Origin of the sequence: Paenibacillus sp. FSL H3-0329, assembly GCF_037963285.1 — a bacterium.
GTDB lineage: Bacteria > Bacillota > Bacilli > Paenibacillales > Paenibacillaceae > Paenibacillus_AQ > Paenibacillus_AQ odorifer.
Genome location: NZ_CP150150.1, coordinates 220,697 through 238,213 on the forward strand (window position 1 = coordinate 220,697; position 17,517 = coordinate 238,213).

Here is a 17,517-nt window from a genome sequence, read left to right on the forward strand (position 1 = left end):
TTGGTAGGTGTAAAGCGAAAGACACCTTGAAAGGTGTCTTTTTTTATTTTTGCGGCATGTCTACTCCACTAAAACACCATTAACAAACGTCATAGTTTTATCTTTGAATTCAAGAATAAACTTGTTTGGAAAATCCAGATCGGTATGAATCTCCGTCCCCAACATAACTTTTTTGCCTACATTATCAAAGGGATTATGAAGTAAACCTCTAGGCGTATACCTAGTTTCAGAACCGATTACATTATTATTCTCATCGCGGATAAATTTAGTTTTTCCTGAGAACACGAGGTCCTTGCCATTTTCCAAAGTTAGATGAACCTCCAAACGATCCTTTGTCTTCTGATAATCTATGACTACATCTTTAGAGGATACAGGGAAACCGATAACAAAAAATCCAATAAGGGCCGTAGCCAGTATAAGTACCGATAAGACGGAAAAAATGAGAGTTTTTATATTCTTTTTTTTCACTTTTTTAAAATAATTGAGTTTGTTAACTTCCTCTTTATCAATAATAGGCACACTTAGATTTGCTGTGGCGGTCATTTCATTATAGGATTGAAGGCAGCTTTCACAGGATTGCAGGTGTTTTTCGATTTCTTCGTTACTATGTACAGAGGTTAGCTTTTCAATATAGGAAGGTAATAAATCCTGAATAATCTCGCATTTCATGAAGATCTTCCTTTCATCAATTTTTGTTTTCCACGGTAAAAGGTAACTCTTGCCCAGGTTTCATCTCTTCCAAGAATTTCGCCAATTTCCCGAAAACTGAATTCTCCGGTTAAACGCAGATATAATACTTCTTTGGTATTTGGATCAAGTAAATGAAGTTGTTTAAATAAATCCATTTTGTCCTGAGCAAAAATGAACTGGGATTCTGTTGAATTTGCGTTAGCCAAAGAAGCGTCTTCTAATTCCTCAGACTTCCGCTTGCGCTGCTTGTCCAGCTCCTGATACCACACATGTTTAGCAATTTGACAGAGCCATACGTATACTTTGCAGGTCCCATCGTATTTGTCTATCGATTTTATAGCTCTATAAAAAGTTTCTTGGGTAATTTCTTCTGCCAGCAAGTGATTATGACAAAGGCTAAATACGAATTTATATACTTGGGTTGAATATTCCCTGTATAATTGCTCGTTGTCCTGCATCCATTCACCTCCTCAAGTTATATATCCGTAAAAAGCTATAAACGTTACAAGTTTTTTTAAAAAAATTGATTTATACAATTATCGCTTTCAACCCCGGTATGTGAGGGAATTAAGGAAGTTCAGCGTTAAGGCTGGTTTCACAGTAGGTTTACCCTTTATAATTACATGAGATCTTATTGTACAAGTTACAAGGGGGTTCATATATGATAACAAAGGTAAACCGGCAGTTAAATGAGGGTCCTAAAATTCAAAAAGAACAAGAGCTTGTTACCAAAATGATTCGTATATATTGTAAGAAAAAACATCATCATAAGGGGTTTTGTGAGGAATGTCAGGAATTAAATGAGTATGCGCTGAAGAGGCTAGCCTATTGTAAATTTGGTGAAGAGAAAACAGCTTGTGCCAAATGTCCTGTTCATTGTTACAAACCGGATTATCGCCAAAGAATTAAAGGGGTTATGCGTTTTTCTGGTCCGTGGATGCTGCTCTATCATCCCATTGAGTCGATTAGGCATATTCCGCTACCCAATAAATTGAGAAAATAAGTGAAAACCGGACATCATTTGATGCCCGGTTTAATGTATTTTTAGGTATTATTCTCCCAGCTTTTCAGCCTTCACCAAAATCTCTCGCAAAACACGGGCAACCCGGCTTTTTCTTCTCTTTACTTTTACACTTATTCGTCTTAACGACTCTTGGTATACGGCGGTATCCTTGGGTTCATAGAGCTGTTTGGCGGCAATCCGTAACGTTCTTCTCATTAATATTGCTGATGAACGTGTTAACTTCGTTCGGTATCCTCTGCGCAAGACCCGTATAGTATGTTTGTACTTCTCTAAGTCTTCGTTTGGGGGAACAAGGGCGAACAGATTTAGGGAGGAGTCATTGAATCCGTAGCTTTTGAACATGATTTTTAGATTCTCAATATTTATGAGATTTCCTCTGAAGTGGGTTGGATGTTCTTGGTGAACGCCGACAACTTCTTTGATGCTGTGAAAAGGGATTTTTAATCGATGCAGTCGATACCCAAGGTCCCAATCTTCGAGTCCATAGAGGATAAACTGTTCATTAAAACCTCCAGCACGAGTTAATTGGCTGCGTCTTATGGACACACAACGTGTGACGAGTAACATCCAAGGGGCTACATCTGTGCTGGCAAATTGCTTTTTAGTATTTGGAGGAACTCTTGAGGGAAAGGTGACTTTTGATAACGTCTCCGTCTGCTGAAGGATATCATTGGGTGTGATTAATGGGATGATTTCAGTCGCTGATTCGAAGTCGGGATTCCATAAGTTAGAAGCCGAAAGTGTATTGCGGCAATGCTCTTTTTCTTCAGGAGAAAAGTCTGGGTAGTAGTGGGTATAAGCGTCATCCCATGAGTGTGGAATACCTGAAATTATGGACTTAGGATATTTACGGTGATACTGGTTTACGATCCTAATGAAGTCAGGGAATACTAGAAAATCAGCATCGCAGAAGATGACGTATTTCCCTTTTGCCTGACTCAGCCCCAGATTTCTCACGGCAGAACGGCCGCGTTGTTCCTGCTGAGCGACATAAATAAGCGGATAAGAAGTTTGAAAGCTTTCGACCATTTCCTTGGTACCATCTGTAGAACCGTCATCTGCGACGATCACCTCGAATCGATCCTTCGGATAGGTCTGTGTCTCGAATGAAGTGAGTGTAAGTAGCAGCTGCTGAAGTCGGTTATAGGTTGGAATTATGATGCTGTAACGGATAGCCAGAATGATCACCCCCACCATTTAATAAAAGCCCTTGAATAGGATAAATAATAACAATATATTCAGGGACTTTAGCCTGGTCTAGTCAAACGCCTTTAAGGATCGAAATAGGCAGTGGACAGGGGCCAATATGGGATGATCTTTAAAAAAGACAGCCCCTAAAGGAGATCTATCGATTCCTTTAGGGGCTGCTCCTTTTTATTTTCTATTTTCCACTAGGTAATAATTTATTCAATAAGATCGCTGCCAATGAAGCAGCTAGGATAGGTGAGCCTAATAAATACTGCACGAATGTAGGTAAAGAGTTCAAGTAGTCACCAGGAATGAGTACCAACGCCAAGGTGATGATCATAGGTAAGGCAATAATGTACATTTCTTTTTCGCCGATAGTTACATTCTTCATTACTTGCACACCATTAATTGCGATGATGCCGCAGATGATGGCGAAGACGCCGCCGATTACAGCGGATGGAATGGAAGAGATCAAAGCGGCGAGTTTACCAGAACAACCAAAGAGGACAAACCATCCTCCTACAGCGAGAAAGACCCGGCGGCTGGCAACACCTGTAATGGAGATGATCCCTGCATTAGTTGAATAACCTGTAACAGGAGTCGAACCGAGCACAGAGGCAATAAGACAGCCAATTCCTTCTCCAATTACGCCGCGGTTAATATTTTTGTCTGTCAAAGGTTTATTGATTACATTGCTGACCGCAAACCAGGTGCCTGTTGTTTCAGCCAGCAGCACGATATAAATAATAACCATGGTGATAATAGCTGAAAAGTTGAAGGAAAAGCCGAAATCAACAAAAGCGATCCGCGGCATGCTAAACCATTTAGCGTTGCTTATCGCTGAGAAATCTAAAACGCCCATAATATTAGCGGAAATACATCCGACTACTAACGCCATCATTACGGAAAGAATTCGGAAGATAGATCCTTTATTACGGAACAAAGTACCGAGAATCACAAAAATAAGCAGTGTAGCGCCTGAAATAAGGGCTAATAATACGTTTTGATTAATTGAAGCGCCGGAGGCTCCGTAGATATTATCTCTGATCGCAACAGGCAATAAAGATAGACCTACAATGAAAATGATTGTGCCTCCTACGATAGGTGGGATAAAGTTTTTGACGATTTTATTAAAAATTCCAGCATAGCCCAAAATAATAACCAGGATGGCCCCGATTAAGCTGGCACCCAACACGGAGCTCCAACCGAGCTCCCCGCCACCACTAGCCGCATAAATACTGACGATCGCACCAAGCGGAACATAAGAAGGACCTTGAGCGATAGGCAGCTTCATACAGAAATAGGTTTGCACAATCGTTGCAAGTCCTGCGGCAATAAAGGTGGATTGGATTAACGCGCTGGACTGATTGGGTTGTAAGCCGATTAACATCGCAATAAGGAATGGCACTACATAGGCATCCATAGCCAATACATGTTGAAAACCGAGAATGACGGATTTACTAAATGAAACTTTTTCATCGGGTAGGACAGTTAATAGCTGTGATTCCAAATGTGCTTGCTCTTGTACGTTTGCTTGTGTTTTCACTCCGATGCCCACCTTAAGTTTTTTAGTTTAATTAATCTTTAACGCGAATGAACTTTTTCACCCTGTACCCAGACTTCACGGATATTTTCAGGCCGGGCCAGATACATTATCTTTTGAAAAATATCTTGCAAATCCTCATTCTCATCAAAGATGGGCAATTTCGCCGACGGTAATTTCGTATCAATAATTTGAACATCCCAGGTATAACCTTCTAGTAACCGGCCGATAGGTAAGCTTAAGCTTTCCCCGCCGCCAGCGGTAGCAAGATAAAAGGATTCATGGATCGTAATCCGTGATCCGGGTACTCCGCGATTTGGTGCAGACAGGGAAGGATTCACACCATCCTCCAGCATTCTTGAAGACATTACGGCTTGTCTAATGTTATCGAAGAGACTAGGTGAAAAACCTCCGGAAATATCAGAGCCTAAACCAATCTCCACGCCTTTGGCATGGAAGTCAGCGATCGGAATAACACTATTGGCAAAATACGCGTTGGATATCGGACAATGAGCAATAGCTGTTCCTGTCTCTGCAAACAAATTCACATCATCTTCATCTAAAAAATTACAATGTGCCATTACAGATTTATCACTGAGCAGACCAAAATCATGCAAGGCAAAAGCATCGTTCTTCTGGAACCGTTCTTGCACATAACCGTGCGCCCAATCACTTTCACTACAGTGCGATTGAACATACGTATCATATTTAGCGGCTAGTTCTCCCAAGCCTTGTAAAGCCTCATTAGTGCAGCTTGGAATGAACCTTGGTGTCACTACCGGATATACGCCTTGTTTAGTAGATTTAGCGAGTTCTTGTACAGCTAGTATAAATTCTTCCGTATCCACTAGTGCGGTGTGGGTGTCGGAGTCGCGGTAATTCTCAGGATTTCCCTGCGGATCGTCCATAACCACTTTTCCAACGAGTCCACGTTGCCCTTTTTCCGCACATATTTTAGCCAATAATAAACTGGCCTCTTTATGCACCGTTGCAAAATAAAGTGCTGTAGTTGTTCCGTTTGCGAGCAAAGTGCCAACCACGTCATCGTAGACTTTTTTTGCAAAAGCCAGGTCCGAGAATTTAGACTCCAGTGGGAAGGTATAAGTATTTAGCCAATCATAGAGTGGAATATCTAATGCAGTTCCAGATTGAGCCCATTGTGGCGCGTGAACATGCAGGTCGATAAAGCCGGGCAAAAAATACTGGCCTTCAGCTAATACATGAAAATTGTCCTGACCTTGATAAGCATCAAGCAAGGGTTGATAGTCGGGGTGCTTCGGTGCAACAATCATTTCTATCATCCCATCCGTGTTGATACAGAAGAGATGGTCCTTTAAAATTTGAATTTCTTTTGGGGATAGGCTAGAAAATGAAGTGCCTAGGAATATTTGCATATATTTTCTCATAATTTCCGCCTTAATGTTCGTCTTTTGGTGTGCATTCGTTATTATAATCCGTGAAAAAGGATAAGTCCAGACCAAAAGTCGAATAAAGGCGTAATTGACGGATAGGAGGAGCGGAGGAATTGAAACCGAATATGACGCATAGACGTCATGTTCGCTATGCTAGAATACAGAAAAAGATAGAGGGAAGTAAAAAATGCAGGTGTGTTTCGATTCCTTTACGGTTATAGGAAATGAATGCGGTTACTATCTTGTGATATAATAGATGAAATCGATCAATAGTTTGAGAAAATTGGATTAGGAGTGTTGCCTGGATGAGAAGATACAACATTTGGCGCCCGTTGATGTTAATTATTGTTGCTGTACTTACAAAAAGCTTGGTCACTAACCTGTGCATTTTGTTTGGTATGCAGGCTGAAGCAGCTAGTAGTATGGGGACGCTGGGCATGGTCATTGCCGGTTTAGTGATGTACAATCGCATGACAAATCGCCGTCGTAAATAAGGTGGCCGGATAGATTATAAACGTCTGGTTATTATGTTATAGTAAAGATTGAAATAAAACTTGTATCGACCTGAAAAGGAGTACTTCATGACACAGTTTGTCTACAAACAAATTATTGATGACTTAAAAATGAAAATTTTTGCTGGGCAGTTTCCCGATATGAAATTACCGGATGAACGAACGCTTAGTGAAACTTATCAAGTGAGTCGTAGTTCTATTAAAAGTGCTCTGACTAAAATGGCAAATGCCGGCATTATTTTTAAAAAGCGTGGCTCAGGGACATTTATAAATCCTTTATACATAAAAAATGAATCTATTTTTAACTACGAAGGCTCTAATTTAGGTGTCACCGACAATTTTCAAATGAATGGGAAGAAGCCAAAGATTAAAGTTCTGAAATTCGAGGTCATTCCACCAACGGAAGAACTGCAACGGGATCTGTTTTTAGGACCACATGATTTTGTATACAAAATCGTTCGCTTGCGTCTTTTTGATGATGAACCCTTTATGATTGAAACGGGTTATATCCCAATCAAAATCGTGCAGAACTTAAATCAGACTATTATTGAAGGATCTATCTTTAATTATTTGGAGGATTCACGGAACCTGGCGGTAACCAAATCCTTTTTATCGATATCCGCAGAACCCTCTGAGGCTACGGATCAAGAGCTGCTGCATTTGCAGGCGAATGAGCCAGTAAGCATTATGGAAGGGATTTTCTTTTTAGATAATGGCACACCCTTTGAATTCTCCCATATGCGTTTCCACTATAAATACTTAAAATTTAATACCTTTGTGTCCGTTCATTAAAAGTAAGACTGGGGAATTTTTCTCGGTCTTATTTTTTTTATTTTGCGTAAAATAGATGAAGGAAAAGCAGCAAATATCTCCCGCAAACTTCAGCCCATATTTTTACATATATATTAATATTGACGTATTTTTACAGACAATTGACACCGTTTTTCATACTATGTTCATATTTTCACAAAATTGGACCGTATCATTTGTTGAAAAGGTTGAATTAATTTTTGGCGGCGGTATGATGTACTTGTGGAAGAAATTACGGCAATGTAGACACAGAAAAAATTTTGGGGAGTGGAAGAAATGGTATTATCCATGGATGTTGATTACTCATCAAAAACTTATTTAGAGAAGCTTGATGCATACTGGCGCGCAACTAACTACATCTCTGTAGGTCAACTGTATTTGAAAGATAATCCGTTGTTAAGAGAACCGCTGAAAGAAGCAGACGTAAAGATTAAGCCAATTGGACACTGGGGAACTATTCCCGGCCAGAACTTTATTTATGCCCATTTGAATCGGGTCATTACTAAATATGATTTGAATATGTTCTATATCGAGGGTCCTGGTCATGGCGGTCAGGTCATGGTTTCAAACTCCTATCTCGATGGTAGCTATACTGAAATTTATCCGGAAATTACACAAGATATCCCAGGTCTGAAGAAATTGTTCAAACAATTCTCTTTCCCAGGTGGAGTTGCTTCCCATGCTGCCCCTGAAACACCTGGATCGATCCACGAAGGTGGCGAATTAGGTTATTCTCTATCCCACGGTGTAGGTGCTATTCTGGATAATCCAGATTTGATCTCCGCTGTTGTTATTGGTGATGGAGAGGCTGAAACTGGCCCATTAGCGGCTTCATGGTTCTCCAACCGGTTCATCAATCCAGTTACTGATGGTGCAGTTCTGCCGATCTTGCACTTAAATGGTTTCAAAATCAGTAACCCAACGATTCTGTCTCGTCAATCCAAAGAAGAAATTACTGCATACTTTAAAGGTATGGGTTGGGAACCGTTCTTCGTTGAAGGCGAAAATCCTGATCTAATGCATCCAGAAATGGCTAAGGTGCTTGATACCATCGTAGAAAGAATTGAAGCGATTCAAAAGAATGCACGTGACAACAATGACCTTACGCGTCCGGTTTGGCCAATGTTGGTCTTCCGTTCTCCTAAGGGCTGGACGGGTCCAAAGCAATGGGATGGTGTTCCGAATGAGAACTCGTTCCGTGCCCATCAGGTGCCGATTCCAGTGGATCAAAAGAATATGAAGCACGCTCCAGCGTTATTGGAGTGGATGAACAGCTATAAACCAGAAGAATTATTTGATGAGAATGGTCGTCTGAATGTTGAACTTGCTGAGATCCTGCCAACTGGCGACAGACGTATGGGAATGAACCCAGTTACTAATGCTGGCAACCAAATTAAAGATCTAAACTTACCGAATTTCCGTAAGTTCGCACTTGATAATTCCAAACCAGGTGAAGTAATAGCACAAGATATGGCCGTTCTGGGTAAATACATGAAAGATGTTATCTCTCTGAACGAAGAGAACCGCAATTTCAGAATTTTCGGACCGGATGAAACAATGTCCAACCGTCTGGGACCTGTCTTTGAAGTGACGAAACGTCAATGGTTGGATCAAGTGATTGAGCCGAATGATGAATTCCTAGCTTCTTATGGCCGTGTTATCGATTCCCAATTGTCTGAACATCAGGCAGAAGGTTTGCTTGAAGGTTACGTATTGACAGGTCGCCATGGTTTCTTTGCAAGCTATGAAGCTTTCTTGCGTGTCGTGGATTCGATGATTACTCAGCATTTCAAATGGCTGCGTAAAGCAACAGATCAAAGCTGGCGTGCGGATATTCCATCATTGAATGTGGTAGCAACTTCAACTGTATTCCAACAAGACCACAATGGTTACACTCACCAAGATCCAGGTTTGCTAGGTCACTTGGCTGATAAAAAACCAGAATTTATCCGTGAGTATTTGCCGGCTGATGCGAACTCCTTGCTGGCTGTCTTTGACACCGTCTTAAATGACCGTCAAAAAATTAACTTGATCGTTTCTTCCAAACATCCTCGTCCACAATGGTTCAGTGCGGATGAAGCACAAGAGCTGGTGGATAAAGGACTGAAGATTATTGACTGGGCAAGCACCGATCAAGGTGGAGAGCCTGATGTTGTCTTTGCTTCTGCAGGTACAGAACCAACTATCGAAAGCTTGGCTGCAATCTCTATCCTGCATGAAAAACTGCCGAACCTTAAGATTAGATATATCAACGTGGTAGACTTGTTGAAACTGAGAAGTCAAAAATTAGATCCGCGTGGCTTATCTGACGAAGAGTTTGATCAATTTTTCACAAAAGATAAACCAGTTATCTTCGCTTTCCACGGATATGAAGGTCTGATTAAAGACTTGTTCTTTGATCGCCATAACCATAACCTGCACGTACACGGATACCGCGAGAATGGCGATATCACAACACCATTCGATATGCGCGTATTGAATCAAATGGACCGCTTTGACTTGGCGAAGGAAGCTGTTCTGAGCTTGCCTAATGCTAACGACTATAAAGCGATCGCAGATGAAATGGATGCTATCGTTAAGAAACATCACCAATTCATTCGTGAAGAGGGTATTGATTTGCCAGAAGTAGAGAACTGGGTATGGAAAGCTTTGAAATAAACGTATAGCCAGTACCATAGGAAGTAATACAAAAAGACACCTTTAGAGGTGTCTTTTTATTTGTGTGCGCCCAGCATGGGCGCTATCTATAGGGTTGAAGTCCCGAATGGCGAAGGCAGTAGTAGCCATTAGCTTAAGGCAAGGGTGTCCACCGCGAGGTGGAATCTGAAGGAAGCCAGCGGCAAATCTCCGGTCTGAGGAATACGAACTTCATACAAGGCTAACGTAGGCTGGATGAGGTTGCACAACAAACCAAAGTCCATACTGCCAAAGGCGTACGAGAGTAAATGAAGCAGATAGATGGAGAGGAAGATAGCGTTCTTACCTGGGGAGATCTGTGTGATAGGCGAGTATACTTCGTAACCCTACTTGTGAGAGTAGGCTGAGTGCACAGAAGTCAGCAGACGCCATAGTACGCAAGCTGTTGCAACAGCTGCGGAAGGGCTGAACATGGAATAGGATTTATACATCCAGGCGTTCAAGATGAGCGATGAATGCAGAAAAAAAAATCCGAAAGGACCTGACTGAAGAAGGAAACGGTGAATCCCGTGGGGGACTTCAGCAGGGCGGAGTTCATCTTTGGCACAAATGGAAGGTATAAATCACGTAAAGAGAGGTTAAAAAAAAATGTTGGAGCAACTGCTATCACGGGAAAATCTTCTGCAAGCCTTAAAGCGTGTTGAAGCGAATAAAGGAAGTCATGGCGTAGATGGGATGTCCGTAAAATCCTTACGAGAACACATCGTACAAAACTGGCAGACCTTGCGGCATGCCATAGAAGAAGGAACCTATGAACCGAGCCCCGTGCGCCGAGTCGAAATCCCGAAACCCGGTGGCGGAGGTGTTAGGTTACTAGGAATACCTACCGTGACAGATCGAATGATTCAACAAGCAATCGCGCAGGTGTTAACTCCATTGTTTGATCCAGAGTTTTCCGACCATAGCTATGGATTCCGTCCGAAAAGACGAGGGCATGATGCGGTGAGGAAAGCTCGAACCTTTATGAAAGAAGGATATCGATTCGTAGTCGACCTAGACTTGGAGAAATTCTTTGATCGCGTCAACCATGACCGACTGATGATGAAGATTTCGGAGAAAGTGGAGGACAAGAAAGTTCTCCTGCTTATCCGCAAATATCTTCAGTCAGGTGTGATGGAGAACGGGTTAGTAACCCCGACAACGGAAGGTGCCCCGCAAGGCGGTCCACTGAGTCCGTTATTATCTAACATTGTCCTAGATGAGCTCGACAAAGAACTCGAGAAACGTGGGCACCGCTTCGTTCGTTATGCGGATGATTGCAATATTTACGTGAAAACGCTAAGAGCAGGAGAGAGAGTCAAGACAACGGTCACCCGATTCATCGAGACGAGGCTAAAGCTGAAGGTGAACCAAGTAAAGAGCGCGGTAGACCGTCCCTGGAAACGAAAGTTTCTAGGATTTAGTTTTAGTGTGGACAAAGAACCAAAGGTGAGAATTGCGAAGCAGTCCTTACAGAGAGTCAAGGTTCGAATACAGGAGATATCCTCTCGAAAGAGATCGATGAAGATGGAAGAGCGAATCAAGGAACTAAACCACTACCTCATGGGATGGTGCGGTTATTTCTCGCTGGCGGATACCCCAAGTACCTTTCGAGATATGGATAAATGGATACGAAGAAGGCTACGAATGTGCCTCTGGAAGCAGTGGAAGACCCCTAGAACCAAAGTCAAAAGACTTATATCCTTAGGGGTACCTAAGGATAAAGCCTATGAGTGGGGAAATACCCGAAAAGGGTATTGGCGAATTGCAGGGAGTCCAATTCTACAACATGCATTGAATAACCAATATTGGGAAGCCAATGGATTAAAGAGTGTATTGGACAGATACAACTCCTTACGGAATATTTCATGAACCGCCGTATATCGAACGGTACGTACGGTGGTGTGAGAGGTCGGGGGCTAGCCGCCCCCTCCTACTCGATTCAAGTAAGCATACAAAACAATTATAATCATTTTTTCATCTTTACCACTGTAAATATATGTGAGTAAATAGGTGGGTAAAGAAAGGGGAGAAATGTATGACATCTATTGATAAACTTCCCAAGTCTATAGAAATACAGCTTACAGAACAACCTTTATTTCACTCTGTATCTGATTTAATGAAAGATGGGCAATTCGGTGAGCAGTGGCTTGTATTGACTGAGAAGGAGGTTTCCGTTTGGGGGACGGACGGGAAACTGGTCTCAAAGCTTCTAGTCTCGAATATTACCGATGCCCGGGTAGTAGGCGGGGTAGGCGGCGGTTCGTTGCTTGTGGATACCCAAGCGGGGCCTATTATACTTATACGTTATACAGCATCACTTACCTCTATATTTGGTTTTGCTGCTAAATTAATTGGCGCTGTAGCTAAAGGCGAGGAACGGCCAACCGCTTCTGAAAAAGAGTTTCCAAGAAATTGTCCAAAATGCCGCAATCCGCTGCCGGAAGATTCACAAGCTTGTCCGGTGTGCAAGAGTAACGGCAAGGTTCTATTTCGGATGTTGAGTTACGCTAAGCCTTATAAGATCCAAATGATCGCTGCGGCGATTATGTTGATTTTTACTACATTGGTAGAGCTTGTTCCACCATTTTTGACGAAGATGATCGTTGATAATGTGTTGACAGAAAAGGATATGGGCTCGACGCTTCTATGGATTGTGATCGGGCTAGCAGCCACGTCCTTAGTAATAACTTTAATGCAGACTGTACGTGGACTTATAGGGGTATGGATTGGTTCCAAAATCATGGGTGATCTTCGTCATGATGTGTATCATTCCTTGATGAAATTATCTTTATCTTTTTTCGACCGAAGACAATCTTCGCAATTTATTGGACGGGTGAATAATGATTCAGAGGCGATGCGGCAATTTATGACTGACGGTGTAATCTGGGTCTCGGGTGAATCGCTGCGGGTAATCGCTATTTTCACTATTATGTTCAGTATGGATTGGAAGCTAACGCTGCTTGCTATGCTGCCTATGCCGCTTATGGTGGTGCTGTCGACCGTGTTATGGCCGATGATTGGCAGACGTTGGTACCAGCAGTGGAGATCTATTTTTAGATTAAACGCTTTGGTTGGCGATTCTTTGCAGGGGATTCGTGTAGTCAAAGCATTCGGCCAGGAAACAACAGAGATGTCACGTTATACGGTCGCCAATAAGGAGTTGGTGCGGCATAATATTCGGATCGAAGGCTTATGGCAGGGGATGTTTCCTGCTTTTGCGTTGGTTGCTGGTGTTGGTACGTTATTAATTTGGTTTTATGGCGGAAAAACGGTGCTGGAGGGTCAATTATCCATCGGTACGCTAATTGCTTTGGTGACCTACCTTGGGATGCTTCTCGGACCTTTGCAGTGGGTGAGCCAAATGATCAACTGGGCCAGCCATGCGATTTCAGCAGCAGATCGGGTCTTTGAGATTATGGATACTCCGTCAGATGTGCCTGATACAGTAAATCCAGCAGCCATCGGCCGCGTAAATGGTGAGGTTGAGTTTAAGCGGGTTACTTATGGATACGAAAAACATCATCCTGTGCTCAAGAACGTGGATTTAAAAGTGGGTGCGGGCGAGATGATTGGTCTGGTCGGACATTCAGGTGCCGGTAAGTCGACGTTCATTAATATGATCTGTCGCTTCTATGACACAGATGAGGGAACCATTACCATCGATGGTGTGGACATCCGAAATATCAGCCAGTCAGATCTGCGTAGTCAGATCGGTGTAGTGCTGCAGGAGACGTTTCTATTCGACGGAACGATTGCTGAGAATATTGCCTATTCTAAACCGGACGCTACGGAATTAGAAATCATGCGCGCTGCAAAAATCGCCAACGCCCATGATTTTATCGTTCAATTGCCGGATGGCTATGATACAAGAGTTGGGGAACGTGGACATAAATTGTCTGGTGGAGAGAAGCAGCGAGTGTCTATTGCCCGAGCAATAATTCACGATCCACGAATTCTAATCCTAGATGAAGCAACAGCTTCTGTAGATACAGTGACCGAGCGGCAAATTCAAGAAGCGATCTCGCGACTGGTAAAAGGCAGAACGACATTCGCTATTGCCCATCGATTATCCACGCTAAGAAATGCGAACCGGCTTGTAGTGCTTGAACGCGGTAAGATCATTGAAGTGGGTACACATGAGGAATTGCTTGCTGCAGAAGGTGCTTACTTCAAGCTAGTTGAGGCACAGAAGGAAATGTCGCAGATTAAGGGGGTTGAGATGCATGAGTGATCCGAATCTTGTTAACGGGGAATTGAATCCTAAAGATCCCTATGAGATTAACATTCTTGAACCGGGTGCAATCTCTTTTAGCCGCAGTCAAGGTGGCGTGTTTCAAGGAGTAGTGGAGGGTCAGGTCTATGAGGAATTAATTCTTTTTCGTATATTTCCATTCCAATATACCACGGAGTATATCTCAGTTCGTAACTCCAAGAGTGAGGAGATCGGAGTCATTCGTGACATTGATCAGCTCGATGAAGAAAGTCGCGTGGAAGTGGACACAGAGCTCCGGCTGCGGTATTTTCTTCCGGTTGTAACCCGCATTGATTCTATTAAGCAAAAAGCGGATATGTGGATTTGGGAGCTGCAAACGAATCTGGGCCAGACCCGGATCGTTATGCGGAACCTGCACGAGCATATGCAATATCCAAGTCATAAGCGAATCATTCTTACAGATATCAATGGGAAAAGATGCGAAATCCGTGATTATCTAGCCCTGGATGTTCAGAGCCGGAGCAAGCTGAAGGATGTTTTATAGTCTAGTTGTGAAAAAGCTCCGCAGCCATTTATTGATGGTCTGCGGAGCCTCTTTTTTTTATCCGTAGATTCTACGAAGGAAAAAATTGATGGCGTTCTCTCATTGGTATGGTAATATATTACAACCGGATCTTTTCCATATGGGAGGTATGTGAGTGAAGCGTAAATGGATCAATTCGCCGTACACCTTTGCTTTAGGGATGTTTGCGATGATGGTTCCAAGTCAGGCATTTAGTTCATTTTACAGTTACTTTTATGTAGAAAAATTAGGATTGGGCATTGGACTAGCTACATTAGCCAGAACAATCTTTCTGATCTGGGATGCGGTAAACAATCCGTTATTTGGTTATTGGTCAGATCGCACAGAGACTCGTTTAGGTCGACGCAGACCATGGGTATTTGGCTCAATTCCGTTATTTATGCTGGCATTTGTACTGGTTTTCTCCCCTCCCGGCGGATTATCTGAGAATGGATTGTTCACTTGGTTTTTAGTCACACTTATTTTCTATGAGGCAGTCGCTACTGTGTTGTGGGTGAACTATGGAGCGTTACTCCCGGAGCTCTTCCGAGGAGACCGTATTCGGGCAAAAGCTTCCGCGATTCAGCAAGGCTATCAGGTCGTTGCTTTGTTAATCGGTACTGCCTTAACGCCAATTATTTTTGCAGCTATTAATTTCTCTAATATGGCTATAGTGTATGCCTGTCTCTTTGGAGTATTTATGTTTTTATGTATGATGAATGTCCAAGAAAAGAAGGAGCCCACAGAGCAGGAACCCTTGAAGTTGATTCCAGCTTTTCGGGAGACCATTCGGAATAAAAAGTTTTGGGTGTTTAATATTTCGAACTCTTTTGCTCAAACGGTGAATGGACTTGTAAGCTCGATGATTCCTTTTTATGCAAAATATGTACTTCATATCTCAGAGGCTCAGGTATCGATTTTACTCGCAGCTGTGTTTGTTTCGGTCATTCCATTAGTATTCGTGTGGTACTGGATGATTCGTAAGATGGACGGGGTCAAGGCGTGGCGGTTATCACTGATTTTATATGCGTTATCGGTAATTCCGTTATGGTTTGGTTATGATCTCTTAAGTGGTGTGGCTGCTGGCGTAGTTGTCGGTTTCGGATTAGCCGGATTTCTAGTGACCCCAGCAATAGTAGGTGGCAAGATTATTGATGAGGATGCGGAAAAAACAGGTCTGAGAAGAGAAGGAATCTACACGGCTGTAAGCGGATTCATTACTCGTTCAAGCGGGTTAATCTCTGCGTTAGCTTTTTTCATTGTAGGTATGATCTTTGGCTATCAAGGCGGTGATGACCCAGGGTCCAATCCTGAAGCGACATTTAGGTATTTAATAAGTGTGGTGCCATTATGTCTGTTGGCCATAGCTGTTGTCATATCCTTCACAATGAAATTTACATTTATGGACTCTTTGAGAGGTGAGGCTGACTATGAACAAAAAATTAATCATCAATTGTGATGATTTTGGACAAAGTCCCCCCATGAATCAGGCGATTAAACATCTGCTGGAAGAGGAAAAAGTATCCTCCGCAACGATTATGGCGGTGGCCCCTGGGTTTGAGGAGGCATCTGCATGGTGTAGTCGCAGGCAACAACGAAATGTGGGACTTCACTTGACGATGACTAGTGAATTTGAGGCTTTGCGCTGGGCGAGCCTGACGGGAGAGACTTCTCTTCACGACGAGAGCGGACATCAATATAGGACGGTAAAAGAGTTCGAACAGGGAGCGCAGACAAAAGCCGTACTAAAGGAGATAGATGCGCAGTACGAGCGAGTAAAACAGTCGGGAATAGTGATTAGCCATGTAGACAACCACATGGGTAGTTTATACGGAATGGAAACAGGACGCAGCTTGCTACCGCAGACGTTGTGGAAAATTTCGCGCTGGGGATTGCCCTCACGATTCTTCAGATACATCCATGCTGAGGATCCGCTTTTGGCATCGCTGAAAAATATTAAACGACCAGTTGCCCTTGGAGCAGGGCTGGCGGATACGTTTGGGGTGCCGATTCCCGACTATTTGCTATCGCATCCTTTTGGTGTAGAGGAAGGCGAGACGTATGAAAGTTTTAAAAGATCTATTATTGCTAAGCTGTATTCGTTGCCGGATGGCGTTAGTGAGACCTATATTCATCCCGGGATAGACGATCCATGGATGCAAGCAAATATTCCGCACTGGAGTAAGCGAGTTTGGGAGTATAAGTTGCCCTTTGATGATGATTTTACCTATGCCCTCAGTGATGCTAAGGTTGAATTGACGAATTATCGTTATGTACAGGAGCATCTAAAACGTCCACGGTTAAGATCTGCAGGCAGATTGTTAAAGAACCTGATAAGATTATGAGCAAAAATAAAAGACACCTTGAGGGGTGTCTTTTGATTATCCCATTAATCCTTTTAGCCCATTAAGGAAGGGGGAAATAGATTTAATCATATTGTAGCCCATCTTCATAACCGGCATAGTTTTTTGTACCATTCCAATAAAGTTGCCGATTCCCCCGAACCCCCCAAATCCGCCAAATCCACCGCCTCCAGAACTGGAAGCCCCTGCTCCTGCGGAGCCTAGAGCGCCTCCACCCATTCCGAAAAGTGAGCCGAATAAGGGCATTAATCCTGATACGTTTGCTTTCCGGGAGCGGGAAGAAGAGTGTTTTTTTGATTTTCTGTGTTTGTTTTTACGCGGTTTGGAAAGGGTCAGTCCATTCTTATCGAGGCCGGTTATCCATCCTATATACGTACGTCCATCATGTAACGTAATACACACGGGTCTACCTTTCAGCTGTTCAGCACGTTTGCGAATCTTCGTTGTATTTGCCATTTGTGGATCACCTCATTGGTCTATTTACTTCTATATTACTCAGATATTTTTGTGTTGCTTGTGCT

The 17,517-nt window shown here is 42.8% G+C and carries 16 protein-coding genes; 9 read left to right on the top strand and 7 right to left on the bottom strand.

Going from position 1 to position 17,517, the window contains the following annotated elements:
- Window positions 1–60: 60 nt before the first annotated feature.
- Both NSQ66_RS01065 and NSQ66_RS01070 read right to left on the bottom strand, forming a co-directional pair.
- Complete coding sequence (locus NSQ66_RS01065) at window positions 61–669, bottom strand: zf-HC2 domain-containing protein (protein WP_076141438.1); 609 nt, start codon at window positions 667–669, stop codon at window positions 61–63.
- Window positions 666–1,148 (bottom strand): sigma-70 family RNA polymerase sigma factor, encoded by a 483-nt coding sequence (locus NSQ66_RS01070; protein ID WP_038568157.1) that lies wholly within the window; start codon window positions 1,146–1,148, stop codon window positions 666–668. The genes NSQ66_RS01065 and NSQ66_RS01070 overlap by 4 nt, the downstream gene beginning before the upstream one ends.
- Before the next feature lie 203 nt (window positions 1,149–1,351).
- On the opposite strand from NSQ66_RS01070, the gene NSQ66_RS01075 reads away from it, so the two are divergent.
- Window positions 1,352–1,693, top strand: coding sequence for a nitrous oxide-stimulated promoter family protein (locus tag NSQ66_RS01075; RefSeq protein ID WP_036687189.1), 342 nt, complete (start codon window positions 1,352–1,354; stop codon window positions 1,691–1,693).
- 48 nt (window positions 1,694–1,741) lie between these two features.
- Here NSQ66_RS01075 and NSQ66_RS01080 read toward each other — a convergent pair whose 3' ends face one another.
- The 3 genes from NSQ66_RS01080 to guaD all read right to left on the bottom strand — a co-directional run bounded on the left by NSQ66_RS01080 (window position 1,742) and on the right by guaD (window position 5,851).
- Window positions 1,742–2,893 carry a glycosyltransferase gene (locus NSQ66_RS01080; RefSeq protein WP_036687347.1) on the bottom strand — a complete coding sequence of 384 codons (1,152 nt, stop codon included), beginning with the start codon at window positions 2,891–2,893 and terminating at the stop codon, window positions 1,742–1,744.
- 202 nt (window positions 2,894–3,095) lie between these two features.
- Window positions 3,096–4,448, bottom strand: coding sequence for a solute carrier family 23 protein (locus NSQ66_RS01085; protein WP_076141437.1), 1,353 nt, complete (start codon window positions 4,446–4,448; stop codon window positions 3,096–3,098).
- Between the two features lie 38 nt (window positions 4,449–4,486).
- On the bottom strand, window positions 4,487–5,851 hold the full coding sequence (gene guaD / locus NSQ66_RS01090; RefSeq protein ID WP_038568158.1) for a guanine deaminase: 1,365 nt from the start codon (window positions 5,849–5,851) through the stop codon (window positions 4,487–4,489).
- Between the two features lie 311 nt (window positions 5,852–6,162).
- Between guaD and NSQ66_RS01095 the strand changes: the two genes are divergently transcribed.
- The 3 genes from NSQ66_RS01095 (at window position 6,163) to NSQ66_RS01105 (ending at window position 9,837) form a co-directional block, all read left to right on the top strand.
- The gene (locus tag NSQ66_RS01095) at window positions 6,163–6,351 is read left to right on the top strand and encodes a hypothetical protein (RefSeq protein ID WP_076101096.1); all 189 of its coding nucleotides are present in this window, start codon (window positions 6,163–6,165) and stop codon (window positions 6,349–6,351) included.
- Between the two features lie 87 nt (window positions 6,352–6,438).
- Window positions 6,439–7,161, top strand: a complete 723-nt coding sequence (locus NSQ66_RS01100; protein ID WP_036687196.1) for a GntR family transcriptional regulator — start codon at window positions 6,439–6,441, stop codon at window positions 7,159–7,161.
- 294 nt (window positions 7,162–7,455) lie between these two features.
- Window positions 7,456–9,837, top strand: a complete 2,382-nt coding sequence (locus tag NSQ66_RS01105; protein ID WP_170914216.1) for a phosphoketolase family protein — start codon at window positions 7,456–7,458, stop codon at window positions 9,835–9,837.
- Between the two features lie 128 nt (window positions 9,838–9,965).
- Here NSQ66_RS01105 and NSQ66_RS01110 read toward each other — a convergent pair whose 3' ends face one another.
- Window positions 9,966–10,100 carry a hypothetical protein gene (locus NSQ66_RS01110; protein WP_256720279.1) on the bottom strand — a complete coding sequence of 45 codons (135 nt, stop codon included), beginning with the start codon at window positions 10,098–10,100 and terminating at the stop codon, window positions 9,966–9,968.
- Window positions 10,101–10,464: 364 nt separating this feature from the next.
- Between NSQ66_RS01110 and ltrA the strand changes: the two genes are divergently transcribed.
- The 5 genes from ltrA (at window position 10,465) to NSQ66_RS01135 (ending at window position 16,978) form a co-directional block, all read left to right on the top strand.
- A complete protein-coding gene (gene ltrA / locus NSQ66_RS01115; RefSeq protein WP_036681916.1) occupies window positions 10,465–11,727 on the top strand; it encodes a group II intron reverse transcriptase/maturase in 1,263 nt (420 codons plus the stop codon).
- Between the two features lie 166 nt (window positions 11,728–11,893).
- Window positions 11,894–14,089: an ABC transporter ATP-binding protein gene (locus NSQ66_RS01120; RefSeq protein ID WP_076141435.1), complete on the top strand. Its 2,196-nt coding sequence runs from the start codon at window positions 11,894–11,896 to the stop codon at window positions 14,087–14,089.
- Window positions 14,082–14,615: a DUF1854 domain-containing protein gene (locus tag NSQ66_RS01125; RefSeq protein WP_051491493.1), complete on the top strand. Its 534-nt coding sequence runs from the start codon at window positions 14,082–14,084 to the stop codon at window positions 14,613–14,615. Before NSQ66_RS01120 ends, NSQ66_RS01125 begins: the two co-directional genes overlap by 8 nt.
- Before the next feature lie 154 nt (window positions 14,616–14,769).
- Entirely contained in the window at window positions 14,770–16,092 is a 1,323-nt protein-coding gene (locus NSQ66_RS01130) for an MFS transporter (RefSeq protein ID WP_076141434.1), read from the top strand.
- Window positions 16,064–16,978 (top strand): polysaccharide deacetylase family protein, encoded by a 915-nt coding sequence (locus NSQ66_RS01135; protein WP_076141433.1) that lies wholly within the window; start codon window positions 16,064–16,066, stop codon window positions 16,976–16,978. The genes NSQ66_RS01130 and NSQ66_RS01135 overlap by 29 nt, the downstream gene beginning before the upstream one ends.
- Before the next feature lie 36 nt (window positions 16,979–17,014).
- Here NSQ66_RS01135 and NSQ66_RS01140 read toward each other — a convergent pair whose 3' ends face one another.
- Entirely contained in the window at window positions 17,015–17,452 is a 438-nt protein-coding gene (locus tag NSQ66_RS01140; RefSeq protein WP_076141432.1) for a hypothetical protein, read from the bottom strand.
- Window positions 17,453–17,517 lie beyond the last annotated feature (65 nt).

Bases quoted from the DNA above. Each gene is read 5' to 3' on its own strand.
- NSQ66_RS01065 (WP_076141438.1), bottom strand. From the start codon at position 669: ATGAAATGCGAGATTATTCAGGATTTATTACCTTCCTATATTGAAAAG.
- NSQ66_RS01070 (WP_038568157.1), bottom strand. From the start codon at position 1,148: ATGCAGGACAACGAGCAATTATACAGGGAATATTCAACCCAAGTATAT.
- NSQ66_RS01075 (WP_036687189.1), top strand. From the start codon at position 1,352: ATGATAACAAAGGTAAACCGGCAGTTAAATGAGGGTCCTAAAATTCAA.
- guaD (WP_038568158.1), bottom strand. From the start codon at position 5,851: ATGAGAAAATATATGCAAATATTCCTAGGCACTTCATTTTCTAGCCTA.
- NSQ66_RS01095 (WP_076101096.1), top strand. From the start codon at position 6,163: ATGAGAAGATACAACATTTGGCGCCCGTTGATGTTAATTATTGTTGCT.
- NSQ66_RS01100 (WP_036687196.1), top strand. From the start codon at position 6,439: ATGACACAGTTTGTCTACAAACAAATTATTGATGACTTAAAAATGAAA.
- NSQ66_RS01105 (WP_170914216.1), top strand. From the start codon at position 7,456: ATGGTATTATCCATGGATGTTGATTACTCATCAAAAACTTATTTAGAG.
- NSQ66_RS01110 (WP_256720279.1), bottom strand. From the start codon at position 10,100: ATGGACTTTGGTTTGTTGTGCAACCTCATCCAGCCTACGTTAGCCTTG.
- ltrA (WP_036681916.1), top strand. From the start codon at position 10,465: ATGTTGGAGCAACTGCTATCACGGGAAAATCTTCTGCAAGCCTTAAAG.
- NSQ66_RS01120 (WP_076141435.1), top strand. From the start codon at position 11,894: ATGACATCTATTGATAAACTTCCCAAGTCTATAGAAATACAGCTTACA.
- NSQ66_RS01125 (WP_051491493.1), top strand. From the start codon at position 14,082: ATGAGTGATCCGAATCTTGTTAACGGGGAATTGAATCCTAAAGATCCC.
- NSQ66_RS01135 (WP_076141433.1), top strand. From the start codon at position 16,064: ATGAACAAAAAATTAATCATCAATTGTGATGATTTTGGACAAAGTCCC.
- NSQ66_RS01140 (WP_076141432.1), bottom strand. From the start codon at position 17,452: ATGGCAAATACAACGAAGATTCGCAAACGTGCTGAACAGCTGAAAGGT.